Annotated in this window: 16 protein-coding genes; 11 read left to right on the forward strand and 5 right to left on the reverse strand. The window is 73.0% G+C overall.

Annotated features, from left to right (window positions below; all coding sequences use genetic code 11):
• Nucleotides 1-7 precede the first annotated feature (7 nt).
• The gene (locus KPL57_RS46045; RefSeq protein WP_226356766.1) at nucleotides 8-571 is read left to right on the forward strand and encodes a hypothetical protein; all 564 of its coding nucleotides are present in this window, start codon (nucleotides 8-10) and stop codon (nucleotides 569-571) included.
• 51 nt (nucleotides 572-622) lie between these two features.
• Here KPL57_RS46045 and KPL57_RS46050 read toward each other — a convergent pair whose 3' ends face one another.
• Entirely contained in the window at nucleotides 623-1,429 is an 807-nt protein-coding gene (locus tag KPL57_RS46050) for an SDR family NAD(P)-dependent oxidoreductase (protein WP_226356767.1), read from the reverse strand.
• Between the two features lie 232 nt (nucleotides 1,430-1,661).
• Between KPL57_RS46050 and KPL57_RS46055 the strand changes: the two genes are divergently transcribed.
• From KPL57_RS46055 to KPL57_RS46075, 5 genes are all read left to right on the forward strand, one after another.
• On the forward strand, nucleotides 1,662-2,774 hold the full coding sequence (locus KPL57_RS46055; protein WP_226356768.1) for an NDMA-dependent alcohol dehydrogenase: 1,113 nt from the start codon (nucleotides 1,662-1,664) through the stop codon (nucleotides 2,772-2,774).
• Nucleotides 2,771-3,556, forward strand: a complete 786-nt coding sequence (locus KPL57_RS46060) for an enoyl-CoA hydratase/isomerase family protein (protein ID WP_226356769.1) — start codon at nucleotides 2,771-2,773, stop codon at nucleotides 3,554-3,556. Before KPL57_RS46055 ends, KPL57_RS46060 begins: the two co-directional genes overlap by 4 nt.
• A gap of 31 nt (nucleotides 3,557-3,587) precedes the next feature.
• Nucleotides 3,588-4,568 carry a nitronate monooxygenase family protein gene (locus tag KPL57_RS46065; protein ID WP_226356770.1) on the forward strand — a complete coding sequence of 327 codons (981 nt, stop codon included), beginning with the start codon at nucleotides 3,588-3,590 and terminating at the stop codon, nucleotides 4,566-4,568.
• A gap of 101 nt (nucleotides 4,569-4,669) precedes the next feature.
• Complete coding sequence (locus KPL57_RS46070; RefSeq protein ID WP_226356771.1) at nucleotides 4,670-6,184, forward strand: class I adenylate-forming enzyme family protein; 1,515 nt, start codon at nucleotides 4,670-4,672, stop codon at nucleotides 6,182-6,184.
• An 88-nt stretch (nucleotides 6,185-6,272) separates the two neighbouring features.
• Nucleotides 6,273-7,961 carry an FAD-dependent oxidoreductase gene (locus KPL57_RS46075; protein WP_226356772.1) on the forward strand — a complete coding sequence of 563 codons (1,689 nt, stop codon included), beginning with the start codon at nucleotides 6,273-6,275 and terminating at the stop codon, nucleotides 7,959-7,961.
• Nucleotides 7,962-8,022: 61 nt separating this feature from the next.
• On the opposite strand, the gene KPL57_RS46080 is transcribed toward KPL57_RS46075, so the two are convergent.
• Nucleotides 8,023-8,946: a TIGR03621 family F420-dependent LLM class oxidoreductase gene (locus KPL57_RS46080; RefSeq protein ID WP_226356773.1), complete on the reverse strand. Its 924-nt coding sequence runs from the start codon at nucleotides 8,944-8,946 to the stop codon at nucleotides 8,023-8,025.
• Between the two features lie 92 nt (nucleotides 8,947-9,038).
• On the opposite strand from KPL57_RS46080, the gene KPL57_RS46085 reads away from it, so the two are divergent.
• The gene (locus KPL57_RS46085) at nucleotides 9,039-10,202 is read left to right on the forward strand and encodes a CaiB/BaiF CoA-transferase family protein (RefSeq protein WP_226356774.1); all 1,164 of its coding nucleotides are present in this window, start codon (nucleotides 9,039-9,041) and stop codon (nucleotides 10,200-10,202) included.
• Nucleotides 10,203-10,309: 107 nt separating this feature from the next.
• Entirely contained in the window at nucleotides 10,310-11,452 is a 1,143-nt protein-coding gene (locus KPL57_RS46090) for an aromatic ring-hydroxylating dioxygenase subunit alpha (RefSeq protein WP_226356775.1), read from the forward strand.
• 21 nt (nucleotides 11,453-11,473) lie between these two features.
• Here the strand turns inward: KPL57_RS46090 and KPL57_RS46095 are convergent, their stop codons facing one another.
• Both KPL57_RS46095 and KPL57_RS46100 read right to left on the reverse strand, forming a co-directional pair.
• Complete coding sequence (locus KPL57_RS46095) at nucleotides 11,474-12,079, reverse strand: TetR/AcrR family transcriptional regulator (RefSeq protein WP_226356776.1); 606 nt, start codon at nucleotides 12,077-12,079, stop codon at nucleotides 11,474-11,476.
• 39 nt (nucleotides 12,080-12,118) lie between these two features.
• Nucleotides 12,119-13,147 carry an LLM class F420-dependent oxidoreductase gene (locus tag KPL57_RS46100; protein WP_226356777.1) on the reverse strand — a complete coding sequence of 343 codons (1,029 nt, stop codon included), beginning with the start codon at nucleotides 13,145-13,147 and terminating at the stop codon, nucleotides 12,119-12,121.
• Between the two features lie 85 nt (nucleotides 13,148-13,232).
• Between KPL57_RS46100 and KPL57_RS46105 the strand changes: the two genes are divergently transcribed.
• The 3 genes from KPL57_RS46105 to KPL57_RS46115 all read left to right on the forward strand — a co-directional run bounded on the left by KPL57_RS46105 (nucleotide 13,233) and on the right by KPL57_RS46115 (nucleotide 15,773).
• Nucleotides 13,233-13,994, forward strand: a complete 762-nt coding sequence (locus tag KPL57_RS46105) for an SDR family NAD(P)-dependent oxidoreductase (RefSeq protein ID WP_226356778.1) — start codon at nucleotides 13,233-13,235, stop codon at nucleotides 13,992-13,994.
• A gap of 91 nt (nucleotides 13,995-14,085) precedes the next feature.
• A complete protein-coding gene (locus tag KPL57_RS46110) occupies nucleotides 14,086-14,928 on the forward strand; it encodes an enoyl-CoA hydratase/isomerase family protein (RefSeq protein ID WP_226356779.1) in 843 nt (280 codons plus the stop codon).
• On the forward strand, nucleotides 14,925-15,773 hold the full coding sequence (locus tag KPL57_RS46115; protein WP_226356780.1) for a glucose 1-dehydrogenase: 849 nt from the start codon (nucleotides 14,925-14,927) through the stop codon (nucleotides 15,771-15,773). Before KPL57_RS46110 ends, KPL57_RS46115 begins: the two co-directional genes overlap by 4 nt.
• Before the next feature lie 45 nt (nucleotides 15,774-15,818).
• Here the strand turns inward: KPL57_RS46115 and KPL57_RS46120 are convergent, their stop codons facing one another.
• Nucleotides 15,819-17,345, reverse strand: coding sequence for a class I adenylate-forming enzyme family protein (locus KPL57_RS46120; protein ID WP_226356781.1), 1,527 nt, complete (start codon nucleotides 17,343-17,345; stop codon nucleotides 15,819-15,821).
• Between the last annotated feature and the right edge of the window lie 23 nt (nucleotides 17,346-17,368).

Consider the following 17,368-nt stretch of genomic DNA (forward strand, 5'->3'; position numbering starts at 1 on the left):
GCGCGCGGTGCGATCCGTCGGCCGCGGGGCGAGGGCTCTGGCCGCGCTGCCGGTCCGCGGTACGCGGGCGGTCACGACCTGGTATCGGACCCGCCCCCGCACGGCGACGAGGGTCCTGGCCGTCGCGGCCGTCGCGCTGGTGGCGGTGGCCGTCACCTTCTCGGTGCTGCAGGTGCGGGCGACCCAGGCCGCGGCGGCACGGGACGAGGCGCTCGCCGTCGCGAAGGAGGCCGTCCCGAACCTCCTGTCCTACGACCACCGCAGCATCAAGAACGACCTGGACGCACGGCTCGGTCAGGTCGGCGGCCGGTTCAAGGACGACTACCAGGGTCTCGTCCGTGACATCGTCATCCCGGCGTCGGACCGGGACCAGCTCGTCACCCAGACGTCGGTCGCCGCGGCCGGGGTCGGTGAGCCGGCGTCGTCGGACCGGGTCCGGCTGACGATGTTCCTGAACCAGACCTCGACCCGTGCGGGGCAGCAGCAGCCCACCCTGTCCGGATCCCGGGTCCTGGTGACCATGGAGCGCGACGGCGACCGCTGGCTGGTGACGGCGCTCGACCCGGTCTGATGCCGGGGTGGGGACGCCGGGCGCGACCGGGCGTCCCCACCCGGCACGTGGTCAGTGGCCGCTCATCCCGCCGTCGACCGCGATCGTGGCGCCGGTGACGTAGCCCGAGGCGGGCGTAGCGAGGAACAGCAGCGCCGCGTCCAGCTCGCGCTGGGTGCCGAGCCTGCCGAGCGAGGTGGTGGCCAGGAACCCGGCCAGCGTCTCGTCCGGCATCTCCTGGGTCATCTCCGTCCGCACGAAGCCCGGAGCCAGGGCGTTGACGCGGATCCCGCGACGACCGGACCACTGCCGGGAGAGGTCCCTCGTGAGTCCGATCAGCCCGGCCTTGCTCGCCGAGTACGCCGCCTGCGGCAGGGCCGAGGCGATCAGTCCCAGCACGCTGGACACGTTGACCACCGACGAGCCGGGCTCCATCCGCCGCGCGCACGACTGGGCCATCCAGTACGCCCCGGAGAGGTTGACGTCGAGAACGCGCCGGAAGTCCGCGGGGGCCTCGCGCAGTGCGGGGACGACGGTGCTGATCCCGGCGTTGTTCACGAGGACGTCGATGCGGCCGTACCGGTCCATCGCCGCGGCCGCGACGCGGTCGCAGTCCTCCGGGACGGCGACGTCGGCCTCCACCGCGTGCCAGCTCCGCCCCCGTTCCGCCACGGCCCGTCCGGTCCCGGCGAGCCGGTCGGCGCGGCGGGCGGCCAGGACCACGTCCGCGCCGGCCTCGGCGAGTGCGGCGGCGAAGCCGGCGCCGAGGCCCGAGCTGGCGCCGGTCACGACGGCGACCTTGCCCCGCAGCCGGAACAGGTCGAGGAGCGGGGTGCCGGGAGCGGGGGCGTCCGGGCCCGGAGGTCGTGGATCGTTCATGAGACAAACCTTTACATATGTTGCGGAGAAACGGTCGAGGTGGCCCCTGAGCTGCAGCTCAGCAGCACAGGTGGTCGCTCGTGAGACATCTGTGCCGGAACGTATTGACGCGTATATCTACGAACATTAGGCTGACGAGCGCTTCGGGTCGACCGTCGTTCCCCGTCGACGGGCACGACCCGACGGTCGTACGACCGAGCCATCACTCCCCTTCCCCGAGAGGAACAAGACGATGAAGTCGAGGGCAGCTGTCCTGTGGGAGGCCCCGGGCGAGTGGGACGTCGTCGAGATCGACGTCGACGAGCCCAAGGACCACGAGATCCTGGTCCGGTACGTGTCGTCCGGTCTCTGCCACTCCGACGATCACCTGACCAAGGGCGACGTACCGTCCGCGCACTACCCGTACTGCGGTGGGCACGAGGGCGCCGGTGTCGTGGAGAAGGTCGGGCCCGGGGTCCGCGGTCTCGAGGTCGGCGACCACATCGTGGCCAGCTTCATCCCGGGATGCGGCCGGTGCCGCTGGTGCGCCGAGGGCAAGCAGAACCTCTGCGACAACGGCGCCTTCATGATGACCGGCACCCAGCTCGACGGGACGTTCCGGCTCCACCACGGCGACACCGATGTCGCCCAGTGCTCGTTGGTCTCGACCTTCTCCGAGTACAGCGTCCTGCCCGAGTGGGGCGCCATCAAGATCGACAAGAGCATCCCCCTCGAGTCCGCGGCGCTCGTCGGCTGCGGTGTCCCCACCGGGTGGGGGTCGGCGGTCAACGCCGGTCAGGTGCGGCCGGGTCACGTCGTGATCGTCATGGGCGTCGGCGGTATCGGGATCAACGCCGTGCAGGGTGCGAAGCACGCCGGTGCGCTCCGCGTCATCGCGGTGGACCCGGTGGCCTTCAAGCAGCAGAGCGCACTGAAGCTCGGCGCCACCGACGCCGTGGCCACCATGGCGGAGGCGACCGAGCTCGCTCGCGAGCTGACCAACGGCCAGGGGGCCGACTCGGCGATCGTCTGCGTCGGTGTCGCCACCGGTGACCACGTGGCCGAGGCGTTCGCCTCGATCCGGAAGGACGGCATCGTCGTCCTGACGGCGGTGGCGAACTTCGCCGCGACCGGTATCCCGGTGAACCTCATGGAGCTCGCCATGTACCAGAAGCGGATCCAGGGCGCGCTGTTCGGGATGTCCTCGCCGACCCGGGACGTGCCCTACTTCCTGGAGATGTACCGGCAGGGCTACCTGCGGCTCGACGAGCTGGTGACCCGCAGGTACAAGCTGGAGGAGATCAACCAGGGGTATGCGGACATGCACGCCGGCGTGAACCTCCGCGGAGTGGTCGACTTCGCGTGACCGCCGTGGCGGAGCCGGAGGTGACCGTCCGGCGCGACGGCCCGGTCGCGACGGTGGAGCTGTCGAACCCCGGCCGGCGCAACGCACTGACCGGCGCAATGCTGGCCGAGCTGTCCCGCGTGTTCCCCGAGCTCGACGACGACCCGGAGGTCCGGGTCGTCGTCGTGACCGGGCGCGGGGAGGACTTCTGCTCCGGGGCCGACCTGTCGGCCGTGGACGGGGACAGGCACCCGCTGGGCTCGATGAACCGGACCAACCGGGCCGCGCTCGCCCTGCACCGGATGGCGACGCCCACCGTCGCCCGCGTCGACGGCGTCGCCGTCGGGGCGGGGCTGAACCTCGCGCTGGGCTGCGACCTGGTCGTCGCCTCCGACCGTGCCCGCTTCTCCGAGGTGTTCGTCCGGCGCGGCCTGGCCGTGGACTTTGGTGGGTCGTGGGTGCTTCCCCGGCTGATCGGCATGCACCGGGCCAAGGAGCTCTGCCTGCTCGGTGAGGTCCTGCCCGCGAGCCGGGCCGTCGAGATCGGGCTGGTCAACCGGTCGGTCCCGGTGGACGAGCTCGACGCGACCGTCGACGAGCTCACCGCGAGGCTCGCCGCCGGCCCGGCGGTGGCGATGGCACTGACGAAACGCCTGCTCGCCGACGGAGCCGGGCGCAGCCTCCCCGAGGCACTCGACGCGGAGGCCGCCGCCCAGGCGATCACGCTGCGCGGCGAGGACGTCGAGGAGGCGTTCGGAGCGTTCCGCGAGAAGCGCGACGCCCGGTTCACCGAGCGGCTCTGACCCGTTCGGCCACAGACACGAGAGGAGAGACATGCCGCTGCGCACCAGGTTCACCGAGGTGTTCGGGGTCGAGCACCCGGTGGTGCAGGGCGGGATGCAGTGGGTGGGGCGGGCCGAGCTCGTCGCGGCAGTGGCCGAGGCGGGCGGGCTGGGCTTCCTCACCGCGCTCACCCAGCCGACGCCGGAGGATCTGGCCCGGGAGATCGCCCGGTGCCGTGAGCTGACCGACAAGCCGTTCGGTGTGAACCTGACGATCCTCCCCTCGATCGAGCCGCCGCCCTACGACGAGTACCGGCGGGTCATCGTCGAGGCGGGCATCCCGGTCGTGGAGACGGCGGGCTCGAATCCGGAGCCGCACCTGCCGCTGTTCCACGAGCACGGCGTGAAGGTGCTGCACAAGTGCACCAGCGTCCGGCACGCGCTGAAGGCGGAGCGGGTCGGGGTGGACGGTGTCAGCATCGACGGCTTCGAGTGCGCCGGTCATCCCGGCGAGGACGACGTCGCCGGGCTCGTGCTCATCCCGGCGGCGACGGCCCGCCTGTCGATCCCGGTGGTGGCCTCCGGCGGCTTCGCCGACGGCCGCGGCCTCGCCGCCGCCCTGGCCCTGGGCGCCGACGGCATCAACATGGGCACCCGGTTCATGTGCACGGTCGAGGCGCCGATCCACGACCGCGTCAAGCAGGCCATCGTCGACGCCGACGAGCGCGCCACCGAGCTGATCTTCCGGCCGCTGCGCAACACCGCGCGGGTCGCGAGCAACACGGTCAGCGCCGACGTCGTGCGGATCCTCGACGACGGTGGCGGGTTCGCCGACGTCCGGGAGCTGGTGGCCGGTGTCCGCGGCCGGTCGGTGTTCGAGACCGGGGACCTGGACGCCGGCATCTGGACCGTCGGCCAGTGCCAGGGACTGATCGACGACATCCCGACGGTGGCGGAGCTGTTGCACCGCATCGTGGCCGAGGCGGAGGACGTGCTCGGCCGTCTCGCCGGGCGCGTCGTCGCGTCCGCCTGACACAGGAGGACCCGGCCGCGGTGGCGGCCGGGTGGAGCAGTGGGAACGGACAGCCGGCCCGGTGGGAACCGGCCGCGCATCGTGGCGCGAGAAGGAGAGTCATGGCGACGTCGATCGCATCTGCCCTGCACTGGTGGGCCCGTCGCAAGCCGGACCAGCACGCCGTCGTCGTGGCGGACGACGCCGCGACCTACCGCGAGCTGCAGGACTGGTCCGGCCGGATCGCCCGCACGCTCGTCGACCGGGGCGTGGAACCGGGCGACAGGGTCGGCCTGATGGGTGTCAACAGCGTCGAGTGGGTCGCCGCGGCGTGGGGCGTCATCAAGGCGGGCGCCGTGCTCGTGCCCCTGAACTCGCGCCTGGTCGCGGGCGAGCTGCAGAAGGTGCTGGGCGACTCCGGGGCCGAGGTGGTCCTGGCGGCCGAGCCGCACGAGGAGACCCTCCGGCAGGTCGGCGAGCTCGGGCACCGGCACACCCGGATCGGCTTCGAGGAGATCAGGGGCCTGCGCGCGGGGGAGCGGGAGGACTTCCGCATCGACCGCGGGCCCTCGGACACCGTGGCGATCCTGTTCACCAGCGGATCGACCGGGCTGTCCAAGGGCGTCATCTGCACGAACCGGACGCTGCTCGACATCGTCTTCGAGAACACGCTGACCGATCCCGGGATGCGGCCCGGAGCCCGCACGCTGCTCCTGCTGCCGCTGGCCTTCACCCCGGGCCTGGTCTACGGCCTGGTGATGACGGGTGTGCTCGGCGGGACGCTCGTCGCCGAGCGCGAGATGAACCCGTCGCGGGCGGTGCAGCTGATCGAGAAGCACCGCATCACCGTGATGTTCGGTGTGCCGCTGATCTTCCAGGCGCTCGCGTCGGCACCGGAGTTCGCCGGGGCCGACCTGAGCAGCCTCGACTGCGCCATCGTGGGTGGTGCGGCCGTCCCCGTCCCGCTCCTGGAGGCCTACTCGGCCAAGGACGTGGTGCTGCGCCAGATCTACGGCATGACCGAGGTCGGTGGCGTGGCGACCGCCACCTGGCCGGAGGAGGCGGGTGACCACCCCGACAAGTGCGGCAGCGGCAGCATCTTCACCGACATCAAGGTCGTGCGGCCGGACGGCACCGAGTGCGAGCCGGGTGAGAACGGCGAGATCCTGATGCGGGGGCCGGGCGTCACCCCCGGGTACTGGAACGACCCGGACAACACCGCCCGGGCGCTCCGGGACGGGTGGCTGCACGGCGGCGACCTGGGACAGCGCGACGAGCAGGGCCGGCTGACCTTCGTCGACCGGCTCAAGGACCTGATCATCACCGGCGGCATCAACGTCTCGCCGTTCGAGCTGGAGGCGGTGATCGCCGCGATCCCCGGGGTGAAGGAGGTCTCGGTGATCGCGGCGAAGGACGAGCGGTTCGGCGAGACACCGGCTGCGATCGTCTGGGGCGAGGGACTCGACGAGGCCACGATCATCGCGGAGTGCAACCGGAAGATGGCCGACTACAAGGTGCCGCGCTACGTCGTGGTCCGGGACGAGCCCCTGCCGCGGCTGCCGAGCGGCAAGATCGCCAAGCCGACCGTCCGCACCGAGTACGCGGACATCCATTCCACCCACGAGAAGGTGCGCTGACCCCAGCGCGACGCACCGGGCCGCCGGTGGCGGGCCGTCACCGGCCGCCACCGGGGCTCCGTGCCCGGCCCGGCCACGAGGACCCCCGATGACCCATGTGATCACCCGGTCGTGCTGCAACGACGCGTCGTGCGTCGAGGTCTGCCCGGTCGACTGCATCCATCCGACCCCCGACGAGCCGGGCTACACGACCGCGGAGATGCTCTACATCGACCCGGACACGTGTATCGACTGCGCGGCCTGCATCGACGTGTGCCCGGTGTCGGCGATCGTCCCCGACGACGACCTGGAACCGGTCGACCTGCGCTACCTGCGGATCAACGCGGCGTGGTTCGACGGCCACGAGCCGGGGGAGCGGTTCGAGCGGGTCGACCCCGAGATCACCCCGCCGGAGGGGGCCGGACCACTGCGCGTGGCCGTGGTCGGGACCGGCCCCGCGGCCTCCTACGCCGCCGAGAGCCTGGTGCGCCGTCGTGGTCTCGACGTCGAGGTCACGATGATCGACAGACTGCCGGTCCCCGGCGGGCTGATCCGGCACGGTGTGGCGCCCGACCACCAGGACACGAAGGGGGCGGGCACGGCACTGGCACGCACCTGGGGGCGGCGCACGGTGACCCTGCACCTCAACGTGGAGGTGGGCACCCACGTCGCGCACGCGGACCTGCTCGACCACCACCACGCGGTGCTCTACGCGGTGGGGGCCCCGGGGGGCCGCTCGCTCGGCATCCCCGGCGAGGACCTCGGCGGCTGCGCGTCGGCGACGGACTTCGTGGCCTGGTACAACGGCCACCCCGACGCCGCGCGGCACGCGTTCGACCTGTCCGGGCACCGCGCGGTGGTGGTCGGCAACGGCAACGTCGCCCTCGACGTGGCCCGCATCCTGGTCGCAGGGACGGACCACCTGGCGGCCACCGACATCTCCTCGGCCGCGCTCGACGGGCTCTCCCGGAGTGCGGTGCGCGAGGTCGTGGTGCTCGGCCGCAGGGGGCCCGCGCAGGCGTCGTTCACCACGCCGGAGCTGATGGCGCTCGGTGATGTCGAGGGCGTCGACGTGATCGTCGACCCGGACGAGGTCCGGCTGGACGAGGCGTCCGCGGCGCAGCTCGCACGCGAACCGGACCCCGTGGTCATGCTCAAGCTCGAGGCTCTGCGGGAGCTGGCCGAGCGCGAGCCCGCGGGCCATGACCGGCGCATCGTCCTGCGGTTCCTCGCGTCGCCGGAGGAGGTGGTCGGCCGGGACCGGGTCGAGGGCCTGCGCGTCGCGCGCACCGCGACCGAGGTCGACGGGGACCGGATCGTGGCCCGGCCGACCGGGGAGACCTCCGACATCGGGTGCGGCCTGGTCCTGACCTCGGTCGGGTACCGCGGCGCCCCGGTGCCCGGTCTGCCCTTCGACGAGCGACGCGGCGTGCTGCCGAACGACGGTGGCCGGGTGGTCGATCCCGGGACCGGCGAGCCGGTGCCGGGCACCTACACCGCGGGGTGGATCAAGCGGGGACCGAGCGGGGTGATCGGCACCAACCGCTGGTGCTCCGAGGACACCGTGCGCGCTCTGCTGGAGGACTACTCCGCCGGGCGTCTCGACCCGCCCGCCGCCGGTGGGCCCGAGTTCGCCGAGCTCGTCGCGCGGCGGCGCCCCGAGGCACTCGGTCTCGCGGCCTGGAAGGCGATCGACGCGCACGAACGACGGGCCGGCCGCAGCGCGGGCAGGCCACGGGTGAAGCTCGTCGACCTGCGGGACATGCTCGACGTGGTCGAGGCCGCGGCGAGCCGCTGAGCCCGGCGCACGTCGCACCGGCCCCGGCCGCGCTCCGGCGGGGCCGGGCCGGTGCGTGCGGTCAGGTCCCGGTCAGCTCCGCGACGACCGGTGCCATCCGGTCGAGCAGCACCTCGTTGACCGTCAGGTAGCCCACCCCGGTCTCCGCGCGGCGTCGGCGCAGCTCGTCGCAGATCGCGGCGGTGTCGCCCACGAGCACACCGGGGAGCCGGGGCACCTCGGCGGGCGGCACGTCGAAGGTGTCGGCCAGCTTGTCGATGCGGGCCGTGTCCGCCCGGTCGACGACAGCGGTGATCGACATGTGCAGCTCGACCGTGGCCCCGCGGCGGGCTGCGGCCTCGCGGATCCGGGCCGCCTTCGCCGCCACCGGACCGCGACCCGTCGTCCGTGCCGCGGCCCGGCCGATCCGCCCGGAGCGCATGTCCGGCGCGATGCCCACGATGTCGGCGTGCCGGGCCGCGAGATCCAGCACCCGTCGCCCGCCGCCGCCCACGAGCAGCGCCGGTGGGTGCGCGGTGGCGCAGCCCTCGGGCATCGCGTCCAGTGAGTAGTGCGTCCCGGCGAACGACGTCCGGCCCGCCCAGCACCCGCGGATCAGCTCCAGGGCCTCGCCGAGGCGGTCCACCCGCGCGGCCGGCTCCCAGAACGGGTGGCCGAGCATCGTGTGGTCGGCGGCCATCCAGCCCGCGCCGATGCCCAGCTCGAAGCGGCCGCCGGTCTCGGCGGCGAGCCACGCCGCGTCCCGCGCGACGACGGCCGGGTGACCGGTCTCGTTGTCCAGCACCAGGGTGCCCACGGTGAGGTGCGTCGTGGCGGCCGCCGCCATCGCGAGGGAGGGCAGCGGCGGGACGGAGGGGACGCTGAAGTGCTGCGGCACCTGCAGCACGGAGAAGCCCGCGTCCTCGACCCGTCGGGCCAGCGTCGTCCAGCCCCCGGGGCTGCTGGTGGCACCGGTGCTGAGGACGCCGAAGCGGAAGATCGACACGCTCTCATCCTACGGGCATAAGGTTTCCCGCGGCCTGAGATGTTTGACGAATCTTGTCTCATGTGTCACCGTCGAACGGTGAGGGGAGAACGATGAGCGGGTACTCGTTGCTGGAGGGCGTGCGGATCGTCGAGGTCGCGCAGCTGGCCCCGTCCTCGGTCGGCGGCCACCTCGCCGACCTCGGTGCGGACGTCATCAAGATCGAGACGCCGGGCCGCGGTGAGGGGGTCCGCCACGCCGGGGCGCGTGCCGTCGGCGGCCCGGACGGCCCCGGATTCATGCATCTGCGGTGGAACCGGGGGAAGCGCAGCGTCGAGCTCGACCTGCGCACCGAGGAGGGTGCCGCCGCCTTCCTGCAGCTCGCCGCCACCGCCGACGCGGTGGTCGAGGGCACCCGGCACGGATACCTCGACCGTCTCGGGCTCGGCTGGGAGCGACTGCGTGCGCAGCGTCCGTCGACGGTGCTGTGCGAGGTCTCGGGCACCGGGGCCGACGGTCCGTACCGTGACCTCGCGACCGGAGGGATGTGGTTCGACGCCTACGCCGGGCTGCGCACGGTCGACACCCGGCAGCCCTCGCCGCCCGGGGTGATGGGCGGGTCGGGCGAGACCCCGCAGGCGATGTACGCCGTCGGTGCCTACGGCGCGATGGCGGTGCTGGCCGCGGTCCTGCGCGCCCGGTCGACCGGGGACGGCACCCGCGTGCAGGTCAGCAGCGCCGACGTCGCGATCGCCTGGATGCCCGACAGGATCGACGCCGCGCTGAACGCCGACCGCACCCATGCACGGCCCGGCTGGACCCCCGACGGGCGGCTGCCGGACTGGCCGCTGCTCGACGCGTACGCCACCGCGGACGGCGGCGCGATCGTCTTCGGCTCGCACACGCCGAAGTTCTGGCAGGCGTTCTGCGGCGCGGTCGGGCGGCCCGACCTGCTGGAGGTCGACCTCACGTCGGTGGACGAGGGCTCGGAGGACCGTGCCCGGCACGTGTGGCGTGAGCTCGATGCGCTGTTCCGGACCCGTACCCGGGCCGAGTGGACCGAGCTGTTCCTCGCGCACGACATCGCGGGGGGCCCGGTCAACACCGTGGCCGAGCTCCTCGAGGACCCGCACTTCACCGCCCGCGCCACCACCTACGAGCAGGACGGGCACCGCTTCGCCGCCAGCCCCGTCCGGGTCGTCGGCCAGGAGTTCGCGCCGGGACGGGCACCGGACCTGGGTGCCCACACCGAGGAGGTGCTGTCGGAGCTGCGGTGAGCGACCGCTCCGCTCCGCACGATCCTGCGCGCATGCCCCGCGCGCCCCGTACCAGGCGCCGCCCGACCCGGGTGACGCCGGCCACCACCACTCCGGGGGACCGAACCATGACCCTGTTGAACAACGACGTCGCCCACACCCTGGCCGAGCACCTCCGTGCCGGGACCACGGAGATGTCCCCGACCGACCTGCGGGTCCCGATCTCGCACTTCGTCAGCGAGGACCGGGCGGCTCGGGAGCGGGCGCTGCTCCAGCGGCTCCCGGTGATCATCGGACACGGCTCGGAGATCGCGGCCCCGGGCAGCTTCATGACCCGTGAGGTGCTCGGCATCCCGCTCATCACCGTCCGCCGGTCCGACGGCTCGGTCGCGTCCTACCTGAACATCTGCCGGCACCGCGGCGGCCGGGTGGAGGACCAGCCGTGCGGGTCGAAGCGCATCTTCACCTGCCACTACCACGGCTGGAGCTACTCCCGCGAGGACGGCGGGTTGCGCGGCGTCCCCTACGACGACTTCTACACCCACGTCGACAAGGACCGGCACTCCCTGCACCGGGTCCGCACCGAGGAGCGGCACGGGTTCCTGTTCGCCGTGCTGTCCGGCGACCAGGACTGGAACCTCGACGAGTGGGTGGGACCCGAGGTCGACGCCCAGCTCGAGCCGTTCGGCCTGGGCGGCGCGGAGATCTTCCTCGACAGGTCGTTCGCCCTGGACATCAACTGGAAGCTCGTGCTCGACGGCGCGATCGACGTGCTCCACCCCAAGTTCCTGCACCCGAACGGCGTGGGCAAGCTGATCGAGACCAACACCAGCGTCTGGCGCCAGTACGGCCGGCACGGGCAGTCCTTCAGCCCCCGGACCCGGATGGGCGACCTCGCGCGTGCCGGCGAGGACGTCGACGCCGACTTCCGGCTGATGGGCTCCAACCTGTTCCTCTACCCGAACTCGATGGTGATCTCCACGCCCGACCACGTCGAGTTCTGGACGGTCTGGCCGGACGCCGACCCGAACCGGTCGACGACGCAGATCCGGTTCCTGGTGCGCCCGGAGAAGCGGACCGAGAAGATCGAGAAGCGGGTGCTGCGCAGCTGGGAGATCCTGGAGCAGGCAGCGGTCGAGGAGGACTGGCCCATGGAGCTGTCGATCCAGCGCAACGCCGCGGCGTGGCCGCACGGCACCTACCTCTACGGCCGCAACGAGCAGTCCTGCCAGCACCTGCACCGTCAGCTCGCCGCCGACCTGGGGGAGTGACCGCACCGGTGCCGGCCGGGATCACCCGGCCGGCACCAGCGCCGGCACGACGAAATCGGCCACCAGCCTGCGGATCCGGTCGAAGTCGTCCGGTGTGTCCCTCAGCTGGATGATGAACATGATCTCGAGCCGGGAGATCCACTCGCAGAGCCCGACGAGGTCGACGTCCTCGCGGATCTCCCCGGCCTCCCGGGCGGCGGTCAGGATCGGCTCCCAGAACATGCGGGTCAGCTCGGTCGCCAGTCCGGTCGAGCTGAGCAGCGTGTTCGCCAGGGCCATCTGCTCGGGTGAGACCAGCGCGTGCATGAGCGGGTCCCGATGGCCCACCCGGACGTTGAGGGTGATCCCCTCGACCACGCGCTCGGTGAGCGTGTCCATCGCCATGATCCGCGACCGGCTGCGCGCGATGTTCATCTCCGCGCGGCGCCGGACGAGCGCGGTCAGCAGGCTCTCCCGGTCGGAGAACGTCCGGTAGAGGGTCGCGCGCGAGATCTCCGCCGCCGACGCGACGTCCTCCATCGTCGTCTTGCCGATGCCGTAGTGGGCGAAGCAGGCATCGGCGGCGTCGAGGATCCGTTCGACCGCCGCGGAGGGCCGGGCGGTCACCGGAGGTGGGCGGTCGGGCACCGGATCAGCATACGGAGCACCGGCCCGCGGTCCCGACGCTCACCCGCCGACCACCTCGGCGATCCGGGCCAGTCCGCGGGGGCCGGCCCGGACGATCAGGGTGTCGACGACGGTCTCCTCCCACCGGCACAGCTCCTCGCGCACCTTGGCCGGCGGCCCGATCAGAGCGGTGTCCTCGACCATCGCGGTCGGGACGGCGGCGGCCGCCTCCTCACGCCGCCCCTCGAGGAAGAGGTCCTGGATCCGTTCGCAGGCGGCCTCGTGGCCCAGCCGGGCGAACACGTCGCGGTGGAAGTTCGTGTCGCGCGCGCCCATGCCGCCCACGTACAGCGCGAGCATGGGCCGGATCCGGTCGGCGGCCCGCTCCACGTCGTCGTCGACGACCACCGGCACGGTCGCCGCCACGCGGAAGTCCGCGGACGTCCGCCGGGCCCCCGGCCGGGCGAACCCCTCGGCGAGCGCCTCGCGGTAGAAGCCGTCGAGCCGCGGGGAGAAGAACAGCGGGAGCCAGCCGTCGGCGATCTCGGCGGCCAGCGCGACGTTGCGCGGCCCCTCGGCCGCGAGGTGGATGGGCAGGTCGGGGCGCAGCGGGTGCACGGTGGAGCGCAGCGGCGTCCCGAGCCCGGTCCCGCCCGGGTGGGGCAGGGGGTAGTGCTCCCCGTGGTTCGTCACGCGCTCCTCGCGGGCGAGCACGCGGCGGACGATCCCGACGTACTCCCGCGTCCGCGCGAGGGGACGTGGGTACGGCTGCCCGTACCAGCCCTCGACGACCTGCGGGCCGGACACGCCCAGGCCGAGGACGAACCTGCCGCCGGAGAGATGGTCGAGGGTCATCGCCGCCATCGCGGTGGCGGTCGGCGTGCGTGCCGACATCTGCAGCACGTTGGTCCCCAGGGTGATCCGCCCGGTCGACGCGCCCCACCACGCCAGCGGCGTCAGGCAGTCGGATCCGTAGGTCTCCGCGGTCCAGGCCGAGTCGAAGCCGAGGTCCTCGGCCCGGCGCAGGGACTCCTGCGCGCCGCGGGGCGGACCGGCTCCCCAGTAGCCGAGGTGCAGACCGAGACGCAACGGGACCTCCGGATGCTGTTGAAACAATAGACGATATTCGTATCACGTGTCACGATGCGGAGGAAACCGACGAGAGGATCTCCACGTGCCGTCGCCCCCTGACACGCCCACGCGGGTCGCGTTGCTGACCGGAGGAGCCCGCGGGATCGGCGCCGCCATCGCGCGTCGGCTCGCCGCGGACGGCCACGCCGTCGCCGTCAACTACGCCACGAGCGCCGCGGCCGCGGAGGAGCTGGTGGCGGAGATCGGGAGATCCGGGGGGACGGCCCGCTGCTGGCGCGCCGACATCTCCGACCCCGATGCCGTGACCGGGCTGGTCGAGGCGGTGACCGCGGCATGGGGCGCACCGTCGGTGCTGGTCAACAACGCCGGGCTCAACATCACCGCGTCCGCCCGCAGACTCGACCCCGCGGACTGGGACCGGGTGATCGGAGCGAACCTCAGCGGGGCGTTCTACTGCACGCACGCCGTGCTCCCCGCGATGTACGCCGCGGGGCGGGGGCGGGTGGTGTTCGTGGGCAGTGCGGCCGCGGGCCGCACGGTGCTGCCCGGCACCGGCGCCTACGCCGCCGCCAAGGCCGGGGTCGGCGCGCTGGTCGAGGTGCTGGCGAAGGAGACCGCCCGCCGGGGGATCACCGTGAACTCCGTGATCCCCGGTTTCGTCGACACCGACATGACCCGCGGCGAGGGCGACGAGGCGATGGCGGTCATGCGCGCGCAGTGGCCCGAGGTCCCGGCCGACGCGATCGCCGATGCGGTGTCCTACCTCGTGTCCGACCGCGCGGCACACGTCTCGGGGGAGCAGCTCGGCGTCTGGCTGGGCGGACCCTCCGGGCAGCTCCGGTGAGCCGCCCCGTCCCACCGCCCGCGCGCCCGGCGAGCACCTGCCGGCGCGCCCTCCACCCATGCCGGAGCACGACACCCGAGGAGCCGACACGATGACCACCGACCGGACCGCACCGGGGGAGGCCGCCCCCGCCGTCCTCACCGACCGCCCCGAACCGGGCATCCTGCGGATCACCCTGAACCGCCCCGGGGCCCTCAACGCAATGAACACCGACCTGATCGAGGCCCTGCACGAACAGCTGCGTGCGGTCCAGGAGGACTCCGAGGTGCGTGCGGTCGTGCTCACCGGGGCCGGACGGGCGTTCTGTGCGGGCATCGACCTGGGCGGGTACGGCGTCCCGCCGCAGAGCCCGGCCGAGGAGGAGGGGCGCTCGCAGGCCGGGATGCGCGTCCAGCAGCACATCTCCAGCCTCGGCGAGGCGTTCCGCCGTGTCCGGGCACCGATCATCGGGGCGGTCAACGGTGCGGCGGTCGGCGGGGGCATGGCCCTCGCGGTGTTCTGCGACATACGGCTGATGGCCCGTTCGGCGATCCTGGAGGCTTCGTTCATCCGGCGCGGGCTCGGCGGGACCGACATCGGCCTGAGCTGGCTGCTGCCCCGCATGATCGGGTTCGCGCGGGCGACCGACATCATCCTCACCGGTCGCAGGGTCGATGCCGAGGAGGCGGAACGGATCGGCCTGGTCTCCGCGGTCGTCGACGACGAGGTCCTGCAGGAGGCCGCGCTGGAGCGGGCCCGTCTCATCGCCGGGCACAGCCCGTTCGGTGTGTGGATGAGCAAGGAGGTGCTGTGGGCGAACCAGGAGATCGCGAGCTTCCAGGCCGCGGTCGAGCTCGAGAACCGCTCGCAGATCCTGACCGCGCTCACCAGGGACCACCGCGAAGCGGTGACGGCCTTCCTGGAGAAGCGCCCGGCCGTGTTCCGGAACCGATGACCGGCCCCGCCCTGGCCGGCCGGAGCGCCCTGGTGACCGGCGCGGCCAGCGGCATCGGCGCCGCCGTCGCCACGCGTTTCGTCGCCGAGGGGGCCTCGGTACTGCTCTGCGACGTCGACGAGGAGCGGGGCACGGCGCTGGCCGCGGAGCTGGGGACCGCCGCGCGGTTCCGGAGGGTCGACGTGACCGACGAGGACGACGTGGCGGGCGCCGTCGCCGAGGCCGTGGAGCGCCACGGCTGGCTCGACTGCATGGTGAACAACGCCGGCGCGGTCGGGCGGTGGCGCTTCGTCGACGACGTGCCGGCCGCGGAGTGGGACGCCGCGTTCGCGCTGCTCTGCCGCTCGGTCCTGTTCGGGATCAAGCACGCGGTCGCGCCGATGCGGGCGGCCGGAGGTGGCAGCATCATCGCCACCGGAAGCGTCGCGGGACTGCGCACCGGCTACGGGCCGCACGCCTACGGTGCGGCGAAGGCGGCCGTGGTCCAGCTGGTCCGCAGTGCGGCGGTGGAGCTCGCCGCGGACCGGATCCGGGTGAACACGCTCGTGCCGGGCGGCGTGGCCACCCGGATCGTGGGGCACGGCGCCGGCCTGACGGGTGACGCGCTGGACCGTTCGGTGGACCTGGTCCGGGCCGACCTGCGCTCGTTGCAGCCGATGCCCCGGGCCGGTGAGCCGGACGACCTCGCCGCCGCCGCGGTGTTCCTGGCCTCGGACGCCTCGGGCTTCGTCACGGGGCAGGAGCTGGTCGTGGACGGGGGCGCCTCGGTCGGCCGGCAGTGGCCCGCGGACGCGGTGCGGATGGCGGAGCGGGCGCGGCAACGCGACCGCGAGCGCGGCCGGTGACGGTGCGGTCCCGGACCGGGGTCCGGTCCGGGACCGCACCTGCCGTCAGGCTCTGGCCTCGTCCTTCAGCGCCACCGCCTCGGGCGGCACCTCGGTGAACCGCTCCCGCAGCGCGGCCTTGGTCAGCTTGCCGGAGAAGGTCCGCGGCAGCGGCTCGGGCGAGGCGAGAGCATGCCGGGGCTGCTTGAACCGGGCGAGTCGCGTGCGGGCCGTGGCGGCGAGCTCGGCGACCACGGCGTCCGGGTCGCGCTCGGAGTGGAACACGACCATCGCCACCTCGCCCCAGGTCTCGTCCGGCACGCCGATCACGGCGAGGTCGCTCACTCCCGGTACCGCCGCCAGCACCTTCTCGATCTCGGCCGGGTAGACGTTGATCCCGCCCGAGATCACCAGGTCCTTGCTGCGGTCGACGATGTACAGGAAGCCCTCGTCGTCCATCCGGCCCAGGTCGCCGGTGCGCAGCCATCCGTCGACGACGGTCTGTGCCGTGGCCTCCGGCCTGCGCCAGTACTCGCGCATCACGTGCGGACCGCGCACGAGCACCTCGCCGACGTCGCCGACGGCGGCGTCGACCCGGATCGAGGTGCCGACCAGGGCCCGTCCGCAGGACTCCGGGCGCTGCAGGGCGTCGTGCCAGGCCAGGCTGGTGACGAGCCCGGAGGCCTCGGTCAGGCCGTACACCTGGTTGAGCGGCACACCCCGCTCCCGGTAGACGCGCAGGGTCTCGGTCGCGACCGGGGCGCCACCCGCGGCGGCGTAGGTGAACGCGGCGAGGTCGGCGTCGGCGAAGCCGGGGTGTGCGGCCATCCGCTGCCAGATCACCGGGACGAACGTCGCCGCGGTGACCCGTTCGCGCACCATGATGTCGATGCTGCGCTCCGGATCGAAGTCGGCGAGCAGGACCATGGTCGCGCCCGGGTAGATCACGAGCTGGACGAACACCGAGACGACCGACCCGGTGTAGACCAGGGGAGCGGGGACCAGGACGCGGTCCCGCCACGACAACGAGTGCGCGATCATCTGCGACTGCGCCGGTGCGAGCACACTGCGGTGGGTCAGCAGCGCACCCTTCTGCACGCCCGTGGTGCCGGAGGTGTAGCAGATGAAGGCGCCGTCGTCGTCGGCGATGTCGGCGGTGGGGGCCGGGCCGGGCGTGCCCTGGAGGGTGTCGAAGCCCGGGACGTCGGTCGAGCCGAGCGACACGACCTGGTGGCGCCCGGCCTCCGCGCTCCCGGCGACCAGGTGCAACAGCCTGTCCTCGGTCACGACCAGCACGCAGTCGGCGTCGGCCAGCAGCTCGTCGATCTCCCCGGCCAGCAGCCGGAAGTTCAGCGGCACGCAGACCGCGCCGAGCTTGAGGACCGCGATCATGGTGCGGGCCAGCTCCGGGCGGTTGTGCATCAGCACGGCGACGCGGTCGCCGTGCCCGACCCCGCGGGCCGCGAGACCGCGGGCGAGGTCGTCGGTCGCGGCGTCGAACGCGCTCCAGGACTCGGCGGTGCCCTCGAAGGCGATCGCGTCGTGGTCGGGACGGGTGCGCGCCCAGAATCGGACGAGTTCGGGAACGTTCATCGGCTGCTCCGGTGGTGGGTCGG

Source organism: Pseudonocardia sp. ICBG601, from assembly GCF_020496245.1.

Coding starts and splice junctions, on each gene's coding strand:
- KPL57_RS46075 (WP_226356772.1), top strand. CDS start 6,273: ATGACCCATGTGATCACCCGGTCGTGCTGCAACGACGCGTCGTGCGTC.
- KPL57_RS46070 (WP_226356771.1), top strand. CDS start 4,670: ATGGCGACGTCGATCGCATCTGCCCTGCACTGGTGGGCCCGTCGCAAG.
- KPL57_RS46090 (WP_226356775.1), top strand. CDS start 10,310: ATGACCCTGTTGAACAACGACGTCGCCCACACCCTGGCCGAGCACCTC.
- KPL57_RS46110 (WP_226356779.1), top strand. CDS start 14,086: ATGACCACCGACCGGACCGCACCGGGGGAGGCCGCCCCCGCCGTCCTC.
- KPL57_RS46120 (WP_226356781.1), bottom strand. CDS start 17,345: ATGAACGTTCCCGAACTCGTCCGATTCTGGGCGCGCACCCGTCCCGAC.
- KPL57_RS46055 (WP_226356768.1), top strand. CDS start 1,662: ATGAAGTCGAGGGCAGCTGTCCTGTGGGAGGCCCCGGGCGAGTGGGAC.
- KPL57_RS46065 (WP_226356770.1), top strand. CDS start 3,588: ATGCCGCTGCGCACCAGGTTCACCGAGGTGTTCGGGGTCGAGCACCCG.
- KPL57_RS46050 (WP_226356767.1), bottom strand. CDS start 1,429: ATGAACGATCCACGACCTCCGGGCCCGGACGCCCCCGCTCCCGGCACC.
- KPL57_RS46085 (WP_226356774.1), top strand. CDS start 9,039: ATGAGCGGGTACTCGTTGCTGGAGGGCGTGCGGATCGTCGAGGTCGCG.
- KPL57_RS46115 (WP_226356780.1), top strand. CDS start 14,925: ATGACCGGCCCCGCCCTGGCCGGCCGGAGCGCCCTGGTGACCGGCGCG.